12 protein-coding genes are annotated in these 12867 nt (G+C 34.4%); 6 read left to right on the top strand and 6 right to left on the bottom strand.

All coding sequences use genetic code 11. The features are described 5' to 3' along the window. The first annotated feature begins 88 nt into the window (after nucleotides 1–88). Nucleotides 89–385: a type II toxin-antitoxin system HigB family toxin gene (locus FF52_RS14295; RefSeq protein ID WP_008466570.1), complete on the top strand. Its 297-nt coding sequence runs from the start codon at nucleotides 89–91 to the stop codon at nucleotides 383–385. 3 nt (nucleotides 386–388) lie between these two features. Continuing rightward, nucleotides 389–757: a helix-turn-helix domain-containing protein gene (locus tag FF52_RS14290; protein ID WP_008466567.1), complete on the top strand. Its 369-nt coding sequence runs from the start codon at nucleotides 389–391 to the stop codon at nucleotides 755–757. A 54-nt stretch (nucleotides 758–811) separates the two neighbouring features. Here FF52_RS14290 and FF52_RS14285 read toward each other — a convergent pair whose 3' ends face one another. The 5 genes from FF52_RS14285 to FF52_RS14265 form a co-directional block, all read right to left on the bottom strand. After that, complete coding sequence (locus FF52_RS14285; protein ID WP_008466565.1) at nucleotides 812–3331, bottom strand: sodium-translocating pyrophosphatase; 2520 nt, start codon at nucleotides 3329–3331, stop codon at nucleotides 812–814. A gap of 112 nt (nucleotides 3332–3443) precedes the next feature. Beyond that, nucleotides 3444–3974 (bottom strand): inorganic diphosphatase, encoded by a 531-nt coding sequence (locus FF52_RS14280; RefSeq protein WP_008466564.1) that lies wholly within the window; start codon nucleotides 3972–3974, stop codon nucleotides 3444–3446. A gap of 111 nt (nucleotides 3975–4085) precedes the next feature. After that, a complete protein-coding gene (locus FF52_RS14275) occupies nucleotides 4086–4685 on the bottom strand; it encodes a DNA-3-methyladenine glycosylase family protein (RefSeq protein WP_008466563.1) in 600 nt (199 codons plus the stop codon). A gap of 208 nt (nucleotides 4686–4893) precedes the next feature. Beyond that, nucleotides 4894–7395: a DUF5686 and carboxypeptidase-like regulatory domain-containing protein gene (locus FF52_RS14270; protein ID WP_008466561.1), complete on the bottom strand. Its 2502-nt coding sequence runs from the start codon at nucleotides 7393–7395 to the stop codon at nucleotides 4894–4896. Between the two features lie 69 nt (nucleotides 7396–7464). Further along, entirely contained in the window at nucleotides 7465–8442 is a 978-nt protein-coding gene (locus FF52_RS14265; RefSeq protein WP_008466560.1) for a pyruvate dehydrogenase complex E1 component subunit beta, read from the bottom strand. A 501-nt stretch (nucleotides 8443–8943) separates the two neighbouring features. On the opposite strand from FF52_RS14265, the gene FF52_RS14260 reads away from it, so the two are divergent. The 4 genes from FF52_RS14260 to FF52_RS14245 all read left to right on the top strand — a co-directional run bounded on the left by FF52_RS14260 (nucleotide 8944) and on the right by FF52_RS14245 (nucleotide 12450). Continuing rightward, complete coding sequence (locus tag FF52_RS14260; RefSeq protein WP_008466558.1) at nucleotides 8944–9690, top strand: electron transfer flavoprotein subunit beta/FixA family protein; 747 nt, start codon at nucleotides 8944–8946, stop codon at nucleotides 9688–9690. Nucleotides 9691–9765: 75 nt separating this feature from the next. Continuing rightward, nucleotides 9766–10734 carry an electron transfer flavoprotein subunit alpha/FixB family protein gene (locus FF52_RS14255; RefSeq protein WP_008466557.1) on the top strand — a complete coding sequence of 323 codons (969 nt, stop codon included), beginning with the start codon at nucleotides 9766–9768 and terminating at the stop codon, nucleotides 10732–10734. Nucleotides 10735–10899: 165 nt separating this feature from the next. Next, nucleotides 10900–11523 (top strand): bifunctional nuclease family protein, encoded by a 624-nt coding sequence (locus tag FF52_RS14250; RefSeq protein WP_008466556.1) that lies wholly within the window; start codon nucleotides 10900–10902, stop codon nucleotides 11521–11523. A 75-nt stretch (nucleotides 11524–11598) separates the two neighbouring features. After that, nucleotides 11599–12450 (top strand): thymidylate synthase, encoded by an 852-nt coding sequence (locus FF52_RS14245; protein WP_008466555.1) that lies wholly within the window; start codon nucleotides 11599–11601, stop codon nucleotides 12448–12450. Between the two features lie 38 nt (nucleotides 12451–12488). Here FF52_RS14245 and FF52_RS14240 read toward each other — a convergent pair whose 3' ends face one another. Then, nucleotides 12489–12785 (bottom strand): isoamylase early set domain-containing protein, encoded by a 297-nt coding sequence (locus FF52_RS14240; RefSeq protein WP_008466554.1) that lies wholly within the window; start codon nucleotides 12783–12785, stop codon nucleotides 12489–12491. Nucleotides 12786–12867 lie beyond the last annotated feature (82 nt).

Raw genomic sequence — 12867 nt, 5'->3', positions numbered from 1 at the left:
TTTTTTATTTAAATATTTTCTTACATTTGTTTTGCTTTAATAAGATTTCCCTATTTGGGAAAAAATAAATATATTTGCAATGTAAGTTATGAGAATAATAGCGAAAAGAACCCTGCAAAATTTTTGGGAAAGATTTCCAAATTCAAAACAGCAATTATTATCCTGGTATCAAGTTTTTGATAAAAATAGTTTTTCTAATTCTAACGCTATAAAATCTTTTTTTGGGACTGCTGATTTTGTTGGTAATAATAAAGTAATCTTCAATATTTGTGGAAATCATTATCGTTTGATTGTAAAAATCAATTATGAAACTCAAATCGTTTATATTCTTTTTGTTGGAACACATAATGAATATGACGATTTAAAAGATATTAAAAATTTGTAAACTATGAATATAAAACCAATAAAAACAGAACATGACTATAGTTTAGCATTAGAAAGAGTTAATCTTCTTTTTGATGCCAAACCAGATACTGCTGAAGGAGATGAGTTGGATATTCTGGTGACACTAATAGAAAAATACGAACAAATTAATTATCCTATTCCTGAACCCGATCCTATTGAAGCCATTAAATTTATGATGGAGCAAAATGGATTAAGTGATGCCGACTTAGGAATTATTTTGAATAGCCGCTCAAGAGTATCTGAATTGTTTAATCGCAAAAGAGCATTAACAATAAAACAAATAAGAGTTTTAACCGAAGCTCTTCATATTCCAGCTTCAACGTTGATTAAAGAATATGCTTTGAATCAATAAAAAATGCCTCTAAATTTAGAGGCATTTTCTATTTTTAAAACTTTGACAAAGCTATTATTTCGCAGCTTCTACTTTTGCTAAAACTTCTTCCTCAGTACCTTCAAAAACTTCAGTTGTAGTTTTTCCGTCCACTGTTTTGGTAACAGTTCCAGTAGTTTTTCCGTTGATATTTTTAACCTCAACACGAACTGATTGACTTTCTGCATGAGAGTATTTTCCGTTTGCATAAAAATGAGCTAAACATTTAGCTGTTTCTTCTTCAGAACAACCTTTTTCTTTACACATTTTAATACATTCTTCCTTCGTCATTCCAGACATATCGCCGCATTTAGACATTCCTGCATGCATTTCAGTTTTAGCACAGCAAGACGCTTTTCCAGCAATATCTGACGGAGAATGGCCTTCACCCAAAATTGGGGCAATTACCAATCCAATCAAACAAGTTAATTTGATTAAAATATTCATTGAAGGCCCAGAAGTATCCTTAAACGGATCTCCAACTGTATCTCCAGTTACCGCGGCTTTGTGCGCATCAGAACCTTTATAAGTCATTTCTCCATTAATCATAACTCCTGCCTCAAAAGATTTTTTAGCATTATCCCAAGCGCCACCGGCATTGTTTTGGAAAACAGCCCAAAGTACTCCAGAAACGGTAACTCCAGCCATATATCCTCCTAACATTTCAGCAATTAATTGATTGTTATCTGAATAAACTAATTTTCCAATTAGAACAATTGCAATCGGAAAACCAATCGTTAAAACTCCTGGAAGCATCATCTCACGTAAAGCGGCTTTTGTAGAAATTTCAACACATTTTCCATATTCTGGCTTTCCTGTCCCTTCCATAATTCCAGCAATTTCTTTAAACTGGCGACGAACTTCGTACACCATATCCATTGCTGCTTTTCCAACAGAATTCATTGCTAAAGCTGAGAAAACTACCGGAATCATTCCACCGACAAATAACATCGCTAAAACCGGTGCTTTAAATATATTAATTCCGTCGATTCCTGTGAAGGTTACATAAGCTGCAAATAAGGCCAATGAAGTTAAAGCTGCGGAAGCAATAGCAAATCCTTTTCCTGTTGCTGCTGTTGTATTTCCAACTGAATCTAAAATATCGGTTCTAGTACGAACTTCTTTTGGCAATTCGCTCATTTCAGCGATTCCTCCAGCATTATCAGAAATTGGTCCGAAAGCATCAATTGCCAATTGCATAGCCGTTGTAGCCATCATTGCTGAAGCTGCTAAGGCAACTCCATAAAATCCTGCTAGAACATACGAAATCCAAATTGCGATGGCAAACAATAATACTGTTGGAAAAGTAGAAATCATTCCGGTTGCCAAACCTGCAATTACGTTTGTCCCTGCACCTGTAGATGATTTTTGAACTATAGCCAATACTGGTTTTGTTCCTAATCCTGTATAATATTCTGTTACTGATGAAATAGCTCCGCCAACTACTAATCCGACTAAAGTGGCGTAGAAAACACGCATTGACGAAATAGCTTTAGAACCTTCTCCAAAGAAAGTCATTTGCATAGTTTCTGGCAACATGTGCTGTACCAAGAAGAAGCAAGCTACAGCTGTTAAAACAATAGAAACCCAGTTTCCTATATTTAATGCTTTCTGCACTTGTGCTTCTTTAGCATTATCATCTGATATTTTTACTAATGTTGTTCCGATAATCGAAAATAAAATTCCGAAACCGGCAATTGCCATTGGAAGCAAAATAGGTCCAATTCCGCCGAAAGCATCATTAATGCTTCCACCCATATCTTTTATTACATAATTTCCTAGAACCATTGCCGCTAGAACAGTGGCAACATAAGACCCAAATAAATCGGCTCCCATACCTGCAACGTCACCTACGTTATCTCCCACATTATCTGCAATTGTTGCTGGGTTACGAGGATCATCTTCCGGAATTCCCGCTTCAACTTTCCCTACTAAATCAGCTCCAACATCGGCTGCTTTTGTGTAGATTCCACCACCGACTCTAGCAAATAAAGCGATAGATTCGGCTCCAAGTGAAAATCCTGCAAGAGTTTCTAAAACAACCGTCATAGTATCGGTGTCTTTCCAAACTCCTCCAGAAAACAAATGAAAGAAAATGATAAAAAAGGATGTTAAACCTAAAACAGCTAAACCCGCTACACCTAACCCCATTACAGTTCCTCCGCCAAAAGAAACTTTTAATGCTTGCGGAAGACTCGTACGAGCTGCCTGAGTAGTTCTAACGTTTGTTTTGGTTGCTATTTTCATTCCCATATTTCCTGCTAAAGCAGAGAAAAATGCACCAAAAATAAATGCTATTACGATTAATAAATGTGTTTTTACTCCCGGAATAAAAGTAATTCCTGCCAAAGCTAAACTGGCAATGATTACAAAGATGCTTAATAGTTTGTATTCGGCTTTTAGGAAGGCTAAGGCTCCTTCGTAGATGTAATCTGAAATCTCTTTCATCTTACCGTCTCCAGCGTCTTGTTTTAAAACCCAAGTCCTTTTTATTCCCATGAAAAGTAATCCTAAAACTGCCATTATAATTGGCAGGTAAATCATAAATGCATTCATAATATTTTATTGGTTTTGGTTAATAGTCAACAATCTAACTGAACGAATTTAAACAAAAAAGCAATACTCCTGACGGCAGTATTGCTTTTTTTATAATAGAATAAGGTTAAAATTATTTAATGCTAAATAATCCAGCCGGTTTATTTTCAATGTCATCAAAACGTTTTGTGCACTCTGCGATGATATCGTAAGCTTCTTTTACGTCTCCCCATCCTTCTACGTCTACTTTTTTGTTTTCAAGATCTTTGTAAACTTGGAAAAAGTGCTCGATTTCTTTTAATAAGTGAGGATTGATATCAGAAAGATCGTTTAATGAATTCCAGATTGGATCTGAAACTGGTACACAAATAATTTTTTCGTCTGGTCCTTTGTCATCTGCCATGTGGAAAACACCAATTGGTTTAACCTCCATTACACATCCAGGGAAAGTTGGTTCGTTTACCAAAACTAATACATCAAGAGGATCACCATCTAAAGCTAAAGTTTCTGGAATAAATCCGTAATCTGCTGGGTACATCATAGAAGAGAATAACATTCTGTCGAAACGCATTCTTTTAATTTCAAAATCGTACTCATATTTATTTCTGCTTCCTCTTGGTATTTCGATCAATACATCGAAAGTCGTTAATTTGTCTGCGGTCATTTTTGTTTTTTATTGTTTCTATAATTTCGGTTGCAAAAATAACTAAAGAATCTAGTTTTACAATAAAAAACAAGGTTAAATTATCTTCATTAGAGTTTAAAAAACAAGCATTTAATAGCTAATTGTTCTATTTCTTTTTTTTAAGTAATAATGCCAGAGCAAATAGGTTGCATAAGAACGAAACGGGCTCCATTGTTCTGCATGAATTTCCATTTCTTGTTTGTCATGGATATTTAATAATTCTTTGATTGTATTTATGACAGCTATATCGCCTAATGGAATTAAATCGGGTTCTTCAAGACAGAACATTAAATAAATATCTATTGTCCAGTTTCCGATTCCTTTTAATTTAATAAGCTCTTCGCGAACTTGTTTTGCAGATTTTGAAGCTAAACTTTCAATATCCAATTCTTTATTTAAAACTGCTTCTGCTAAAATCTTAATGTACTTTGTTTTCTGACGGCTTACTCCAAGGCTTCTAAATTCTTCGTCAGAAAGAAGAACCATATTTTCAGGATTACAAGTTGTAAAAGCTTTAATTTTTAAGAACGTGGCTTTCGCCGAATCTATAGAAACCTGCTGCTCGAGAATTAATAAAACCAAAGTTTCAAATCCAGGCGGGCGTCTCGGAATTGGCGGTAATCCATATTTTTCAATAATTTGTAGAAATATTGGATTTTTATTGGTTAGAAAGTCAATGGCTTCTTGCATGATGATTCTTTTATGTCTAATCTCAAAAATAAGTAAAAAATAATCTCGCGAAAACGCCAAGTTGCTGAGTTTTCTTTCTCTCGCAGATTTTGCAGATTAAGCGGATAAAAAATCTGCTCGTTCTGCAAAATCTGCGTGAAACAAAAAAGTCGCAAAGATTTTAAACCTCTGCGACTCTGTAACTTTGAACCTTTGTAACTTTTTAAAACTAGAAATAAAATCCAAATGATCCTTTAATTGCAAATTTATGTGCATCTGGCATATCTAGGTAATTTCCTCTCCAAGAGAAATCAAGACGGAAAACTTTAAAGATATTTCCAATTCCTGCATTATATTCCCAGTATACTTTTTCAGGAGCATTGTATGGCAATCCCGAAGCATTAATAGCGCGGTTGGCATCAGAAATAGTTCCATGAACCGCTCTAATTCCTATAAATTCTCTCCAGTTCAGCTTTCTCATGAATGGAATTCTAGCAAATAATCTACCTCCAAAATCATGATTCCACTGCAGGGTTGTATATTGATCGGTAACGAACTCGTAGAAATTTAAGTTACTGAATGTATTCTCAATCGTAAAATAAGTCTGGTTACCCGGAATTACACTCATTAAACCTAACGGAATTGTTCCGAATGTTTTTCCTGTTTCAACTGTAATATTTGTTCTTCCTAAAGGTCCAATAATAATGGGCTGCCTGTAGAAAACCTGAATTTTTTCGTAAGCAAAATCACTGTCAAAAACACCTTTCAATCCATAACTGAAATTGACAAAGAAATGACTGTAGGGACTATCTACTAAATCTCTTTCTACTCCATAACCAATGGTTTTTCTGTTTGGCATAAACTCAAACTGGATATTGGCTTCTGACTGTTTTACCATACTTTCGACAACACCGGCAGGATTTTCAGGAGTTGGCAAAGTAGTGTAATAATCTAAACTAAATGTTTTGGAAGCCGATTCTAATGTTCGATACGAAAGCCCTGCTGAGACAATAAAATTCTTTTTAGGCTCCATTTCTATAGAAATGTTACTTAGATTAATATTGGTCAGTTTTCCATTACTTCCCGTCGTAAACAGAGCTGAAGAGGCGAAACTTCGTCCTAGAACGTCGTTTGTTGTGGTTAAACTCGCACCAATCTGCTCAATGTCACGCCTATTTCCCCCAGAAATTATTAATCTGTTTTTCTTGTCAAGCATCCATTTTCCAGAAACGCCGTATTTGAATTTATTATCATCAAATCCGTAAGCCGTGTAAGCTTGAATACGCCAAGGATCGTTTGGACCGAAATAGGTTCTTCCACCCACTCTTAGCCTTATACCTTCGACTTCATTATATCCAAAAGTTGAAAATATAGGTCCGTAATCGAAATTCTTAAATTCAATATAACCACTTCCTAAAATGGAGACAAGGTTATACAATTGTTTAAATCGCTTGACAGTTTGCAATGTATCAAGCATTTTATAAATTCCCTGTTCGTCTTTATTTAGTTTTTCGAAACGATTTTCCTCCCAGAATTCTGGCGGTCGTTCGTAAACGGCATTATCAATAAAATTGACTTCTTCTTTATAGAATTTCTCTGGCTTCTGAATGTTAAATTTATGATTACGGTATAAAGTTGTTCTTTTACCATAAACTCCTTTTGATTTTTCTTTTTTGTTTAAAGCAAAATCAGACATCATATAATCACGTGTCAAAAGGAAAACGGAATCATTTTCTACTTCAAATTCCTGTTCGATGTAAATATCTTTTACCCAGTTAATATTGGCACTTTTAGTTACACCCATATTAATTTTTTTGATGGCAAAAGTGGTATCATTTACCCAAAAATCTCCTTTAAACGTCAATTCGTTTTTACGTCTTGGGTAAAAAACAATATTGTAACACCATTTTTTATCGATATAAGCACTGTCTTTTAGAACGTAATTGTAAACATCAATTCCTGTTCTTGACAACGGACTTGTGAAACTTTTATCAAAAAACTTTAGGTGGTTGTCGTAAATATTGTAATCAGAATAAAGGTCTTTTACAAAAGATAAAATCTGCTGATTTCCGTTAAAACCAGACATTTTATTTCCCGTAAGATTTTCTTTTACTTTCTTTAATTTATTATCTCCATAAACATCATAAACCGATTCGTTGATGAAGATCGGCAAATAGGTTTTCCCTGTAACGTCAGAAGTATCAACGTGATTAAAGATAAACTCCATTCCTTTAAAAAGCTTGTTTTTCATGAATGCACTATCAATAGTGTTCATGTCAAATTCTACTTTTTCGTACTTCTGCATTTGATATTGATTAAATAGGTATAATCCGTTTTTACGTTTTCTTTCCCATATTTTTCTCAAAATATCCAAGGCTGGATTATTTTTTTTGGAAGTTTTCCCAGTGTAAATTACAACTTCATTCAATGCTTCAGCTTCGCCCAAAACAATCTTAAAATTGTAATTGACTGCTTTTTCTAAAGGAACTTCTTTATCCGAAAATCCTGCCGAAGTAACTATAAGTGCGGTATAAGTATTTGGCGATTCTAAATAAAAACGGCCGTCTTCATTAGAAACGATTCCAATATTAGAACCTTTAAAAACTACATTAGCAAAAGGTATTGGCTGGTTGGATTTGTCCAAAACAACTCCACTCACCTTAGTTTGTGCAGTAACAACATTCGCAAATGCAAATACAATATATAAGAGAAGTAGAGTTAATTTGTTCATTATAAAGTAAAAAAAAACTTCACCAATCCATTCTGCCTGATGAAGTTTTATGAGTATTTTGTATTTGTATTATTTGTATAATACTTTTTTAACCGCTTTTACTACATCACCTGCATTTGGCAACCAGTCTTTTAACAATACTGGAGAATAAGGTGCAGGAGTATCAGCAGTTGTAATACGTTGAATTGGCGCATCAAGGAAGTCAAAAGCTTGCTCTTGAACGATATAAGAAATCTCAGAAGAAAGGCTGGCAACTGGCCAAGCTTCCTCAAGAATTACTAAACGGTTTGTTTTTTTAACCGATTTTAAGATGGCGTCTTTGTCCATTGGACGAACTGTTCTTAAATCGATAATCTCACAAGAGATTCCTTCTTTTGCTAATTCATCAGCAGCGATAAAAGCTTCTTTGATGATTTTTCCAAAAGAAACAATTGTTACATCTGTTCCTTCACGTTTAACATCGGCAACACCTAGAGGAATTGTATATTCTCCATCTGGCACTTCACCTTTGTCTCCGTACATCTGCTCAGATTCCATGAAAATAACTGGATCGTTATCACGGATAGCTGATTTTAAAAGTCCTTTTGCATCATAAGGAGTTGAAGGAACCACAACTTTAAGACCTGGAGTATTAGCAAACCAGTTTTCTAAAGCTTGAGAGTGAGTAGCTCCTAATTGACCAGCAGAAGCTGTTGGTCCGCGGAAAACGATAGGCACATTAAATTGTCCTCCTGTCATTTGACGCATTTTAGCCGCATTATTAATAATTTGATCAATACCAACTAAACAGAAGTTGAATGTCATATATTCTACAATAGGACGGTTTCCATTCATTGCAGAACCTACTGCAATTCCTGAAAATCCAAGCTCAGCAATCGGAGTATCAATTACTCTTTTTTCACCAAACTCAGCTAGCATTCCTTTAGAAGCTTTGTAAGCTCCATTGTATTCTGCAACCTCTTCTCCCATTAAATATATGGATTCATCGCGACGCATTTCTTCGCTCATTGCTTCACAAATGGCCTCTCTAAATTGTATTGTTCTCATATTTTATATTGTATGTTGAATTTTCTGAAGAGCAAAAATAAATATTTTAAATAACTTAAAAGCAAAAATTGAATTTAAAATCGCATGAACTTCTATCTGTTCTCAGGTTTTAACTTTTTAAACTTTATTGTGATAATTACGAAATCGATATAATAACGTATTATCAACACTTAATTCTTTCTAAAATATTTTTCAGACAAACTTCTATCTATTTGTTTAATTCTTGTTTCTTCAAAATTCATTCATCTTAACGTAAAAAACCAAAAATTAGTATTTCTCAGACAAATTTAATTTGCTTTCCAGCTATCGGTTATTGCAAAATTCCTAACAATCAGACAAAATGAATATTATTTTATTTTTAGATTCCGATGAAAATCATCCAAAACTGAACAATCTGCGAAATCGTAATAGTTTTAAAAAATATTATGCATGCATAGTATAATTATTCCAAATTAAATTCTAAATTTGTAAAAGCATATTATAAATTCAAAATATATACTTATGAAAATACTAGTTTGCATCAGCCATGTGCCTGATACTACTTCAAAAATTAACTTTACCAACGGTGACTCAGAATTTGACACTAATGGTGTACAATATGTCATTAATCCTAACGACGAATTTGGTCTTACACGCGCTATATGGTTTCAAGAACAACAAGGTGCTAATGTAACGGTTGTAAATGTCGGAGGTCCTGATACTGAACCAACTTTACGTAAAGCATTGGCTATTGGAGCAAACGAAGCTATTCGCGTTAACGCAAATCCTACAGATGGTTTCTTCGTAGCAAAACAATTAGCAGAAGTAATTAAAAACGGTGGTTACGATTTAGTGATTGCTGGTAAAGAATCTTTAGATTATAACGGAGGAATGGTTCCTGGAATGATTGCTGGAATCTTAGGATACAACTTCCTAAACTCTTGTACAGCTTTAACTGTTGACGGAAACAATGTAAAAGCTGTTCGTGAAATCGACGGTGGAAAAGAAACCGTAAGCACTACTCTTCCTTTAATTATTGGAGGTCAAAAAGGTCTTGTTGAAGAGAAAGATTTACGTATCCCGAACATGAGAGGAATTATGACTGCAAGAACAAAAGCGCTTACTATTCTTGAGCCAGTTGATGCAGCTGTAAATACAAAAGCGGTGAAATTTGAAAAACCAGCTCCAAAATCAGCAGTGAAATTAGTATCTGCAGATAATTTAGATGAGTTAATCAATTTATTACACAACGAAGCGAAAGTAATCTAATAATTAGTTTTCAGTCGCAGTTTTCAGTTTGCAAAACTTGAAACCTTCAACTTTAAACCTCAAAACAAAAAAATCATGTCAATATTAATATATGCAGAATCTGCAGAAGGAAAATTTAAAAAAGTGGCTTTCGAATTAGCTTCTTATGCTAAGAAAGTAGCCGAATCATTAGGAACAACTGTTACTGCTTTAACAGTAAACATCAGCGATGTAAGCGAGTTAGGCAAATACGGAGTCGATAAAGTTTTAAAAGTAAGCAATGACAAATTAGCTGGTTTTAATGCAAAAGCTTACGCTGATGTAATTAAACAAGCTGCTGAAAAAGAAGGAACAAAAGTAGTTTTGCTTTCTTCTACAACAGATAGCATTTATCTTTCACCGCTAGTTGCTGTGGCTTTAAATGCTGGTTTTGCTTCAAATGTAGTTGGATTGCCAGTTAGCACTTCTCCATTTCAAGTAAAAAGAAACGCTTTTTCAAACAAAGCTTTCAACATTACACAAATCGATACAGATGTAAAAGTTCTTGGTTTAGCTAAAAACTCTTACGGACTTTTTGAAAGTGCAGGAGCTGCCGCAGCAGAAGATTTCAATCCAACTGTTGGAGATAATGACTTTGGAGTAAAAGTAGAATCTGTAGAAAAAGTTTCTGGAAAAGTTTCTATCGCTGATGCAGATATCGTAGTTTCTGGCGGACGCGGATTAAAAGGCCCAGAAAATTGGGGATTAGTAGAAGATCTCGCTGCTGTTCTTGGCGCTGCAACGGCTTGCTCTAAACCAGTTTCAGATTTAGGATGGAGACCTCACAGCGAGCACGTTGGACAAACAGGAAAACCAGTTGCAACAAACTTATATATTGCTATAGGTATTTCTGGAGCTATTCAGCACATTGCTGGTATTAACTCTTCTAAAGTAAAAGTAGTGATCAATAACGACCCAGAAGCTCCTTTCTTTAAAGTTGCTGACTATGGTGTTGTTGGAGATGCTTTTGAAATTGTACCACAATTAACAGAGAAATTAAAAGCTTTTAAAGCTCAGCATTCTTAATACAAAGAATTCTCTTTAAAAATATTGCTGCCTAAAAACAAGATGTTGTATCTTTGTTTATAGGCAGCTTTTTTGTTCCATATTTTTTGATTAAAATTGCAGCTTTATTTTCCAACCCAAAATAGTATTAAAATAAGGTGCTAAGTGCCTTTTTTACAAATATATATGAGTCTAGTAAAATTATCCATAAAAGGAATTTCATACAGTCAAACTCAAAATGGCGCTTATGCCTTAATTTTGAATGAAGTCGACGGCGAAAGAAAATTACCTATTGTTATTGGCGCTTTTGAAGCCCAGTCAATCGCTATTGCTTTAGAGAAAGAAATAAAACCGCCACGCCCGTTAACACACGATTTATTTAAAAATTTTGCCGAAAGATTTGATATCGTGGTAAAACAAGTTATCATTCATAAATTAGTCGACGGTGTTTTTTATTCAAGTTTGATCTGCGAAAGAGATAAAATCGAAGAAATTATCGATGCACGAACTTCTGACGCTATCGCTTTGGCGCTTCGTTTCAACGCTCCTATTTTTACTTATAAAAACATTTTAGATAAAGCTGGAATTTATTTAAAATCGAATACTGCCGAAACAGATTCTGGCGCTCAAGAAATTGATGATGTTCTTTCAAACCCAGAAACTTTCGGGCATGAAGAAGAAAGCAACCAATCTGGAGACGTTTACGCAAAACATTCTTTACAAGAATTAAACGAGCTTTTAGACCAAGCCGTTTCTCAGGAAGATTACGAAAAAGCAGCAAAAATTAGAGACGAAATCTCTAGAAGATAAAAAATATGTTCAATCGTTGATTTGTTTATTCGTTAAATCGATTAAACAGTTAAACGAATAACCGAATAAACAATCATGAAACAATACTTAGATTTAGTAAAACACGTTTTAGAAAACGGCAATCAAAAAGGAGACCGTACCGGAACAGGAACTAAAAGCGTTTTTGGCTATCAAATGCGTTTTGATTTAAGTGAAGGTTTCCCAATGGTTACGACCAAAAAACTACATTTAAAATCCATCATTTACGAATTGCTTTGGTTTTTAAAAGGCGATACAAATATCAAATACCTTCAGGAAAACGGAGTGAAAATTTGGGATGAATGGGCAGATTCTAATGGTGATTTGGGTCCTGTATACGGACACCAATGGCGCAATTGGAACAGCGAAGAAATTGATCAAATTTCTGAATTAATCACCGAATTAAAAACAAACCCAAATAGTCGAAGAATGCTGGTTTCTGCGTGGAATCCTTCGGTTCTGCCAGACACTAAAAAATCTTTTGAAGAAAATGTAGCCAATAATAAAGCAGCATTGCCTCCTTGCCATGCATTTTTTCAATTTTACGTAGCTAGTCCAGATCCTGAAAAAGGTGAAACAAAAGGAAAACTTTCATGCCAATTGTATCAGCGAAGTGCCGATATCTTTTTAGGAGTTCCTTTTAACATTGCTTCTTATGCATTGCTGACTATGATGATTGCACAAGTATGCGACTTAGAACCAGGTGAATTTATTCACACTTTTGGTGACGCACATATTTACAATAATCATTTTGAGCAATTGGAACTGCAATTAACGCGTGAACCAAGACCATTACCAAAAATGATTTTAAATCCTGAGATTAAAAACATTTTTGATTTTGATTATAATGATTTTACACTTGTAGATTACGATCCGCATCCTGCCATTAAAGGAAGTGTTGCTGTATAAAAATAAAAAAATCCGCTTAAAAATTTAAGCGGATTTTTTTATACAACTAAAACTCCATTTTCACTCCCGGCATAGTCATTCCATTTGTAAAAATCGGCTTCAGGATCATTAACATAAGTTCCGTCGATTACATACTTAAATTCGTAAATCGCATCTTTCACCAAATCGTAAGTTGCTTTAAACGTTCCATTTTTCAACTTGCTTAAAGTTCCTTCTGAGGCATTCCAGTTATTAAAATCTCCAACCACCGCTGCCGAATCAGCATCTTTGGCATCTATTGAAAATGTAACTTTAACAACCGGCTTCGTTTTGATAAATTGTTTTTTCAAAGACATAACTATTTCGTTTTTAGATTTATACATCTAAAATTAGTTAAATTCAACGAAACACTAACTACCGTCAGAACCGATTTATGAT

Origin of the sequence: Flavobacterium sp. F52, assembly GCF_000278705.1 — a bacterium.
In the GTDB taxonomy this organism is placed as follows: Bacteria; Bacteroidota; Bacteroidia; order Flavobacteriales; family Flavobacteriaceae; genus Flavobacterium; species Flavobacterium anhuiense.
This window is presented reverse-complemented; position numbering and strand designations above follow the sequence as displayed.

Bases quoted from the DNA above. Each gene is read 5' to 3' on its own strand.
- FF52_RS14295 (WP_008466570.1), top strand. From the start codon at position 89: ATGAGAATAATAGCGAAAAGAACCCTGCAAAATTTTTGGGAAAGATTT.
- FF52_RS14290 (WP_008466567.1), top strand. From the start codon at position 389: ATGAATATAAAACCAATAAAAACAGAACATGACTATAGTTTAGCATTA.
- FF52_RS14285 (WP_008466565.1), bottom strand. From the start codon at position 3,331: ATGAATGCATTTATGATTTACCTGCCAATTATAATGGCAGTTTTAGGA.
- FF52_RS14280 (WP_008466564.1), bottom strand. From the start codon at position 3,974: ATGACCGCAGACAAATTAACGACTTTCGATGTATTGATCGAAATACCA.
- FF52_RS14275 (WP_008466563.1), bottom strand. From the start codon at position 4,685: ATGCAAGAAGCCATTGACTTTCTAACCAATAAAAATCCAATATTTCTA.
- FF52_RS14270 (WP_008466561.1), bottom strand. From the start codon at position 7,395: ATGAACAAATTAACTCTACTTCTCTTATATATTGTATTTGCATTTGCG.
- FF52_RS14265 (WP_008466560.1), bottom strand. From the start codon at position 8,442: ATGAGAACAATACAATTTAGAGAGGCCATTTGTGAAGCAATGAGCGAA.
- FF52_RS14260 (WP_008466558.1), top strand. From the start codon at position 8,944: ATGAAAATACTAGTTTGCATCAGCCATGTGCCTGATACTACTTCAAAA.
- FF52_RS14255 (WP_008466557.1), top strand. From the start codon at position 9,766: ATGTCAATATTAATATATGCAGAATCTGCAGAAGGAAAATTTAAAAAA.
- FF52_RS14250 (WP_008466556.1), top strand. From the start codon at position 10,900: ATGAGTCTAGTAAAATTATCCATAAAAGGAATTTCATACAGTCAAACT.
- FF52_RS14245 (WP_008466555.1), top strand. From the start codon at position 11,599: ATGAAACAATACTTAGATTTAGTAAAACACGTTTTAGAAAACGGCAAT.
- FF52_RS14240 (WP_008466554.1), bottom strand. From the start codon at position 12,785: ATGTCTTTGAAAAAACAATTTATCAAAACGAAGCCGGTTGTTAAAGTT.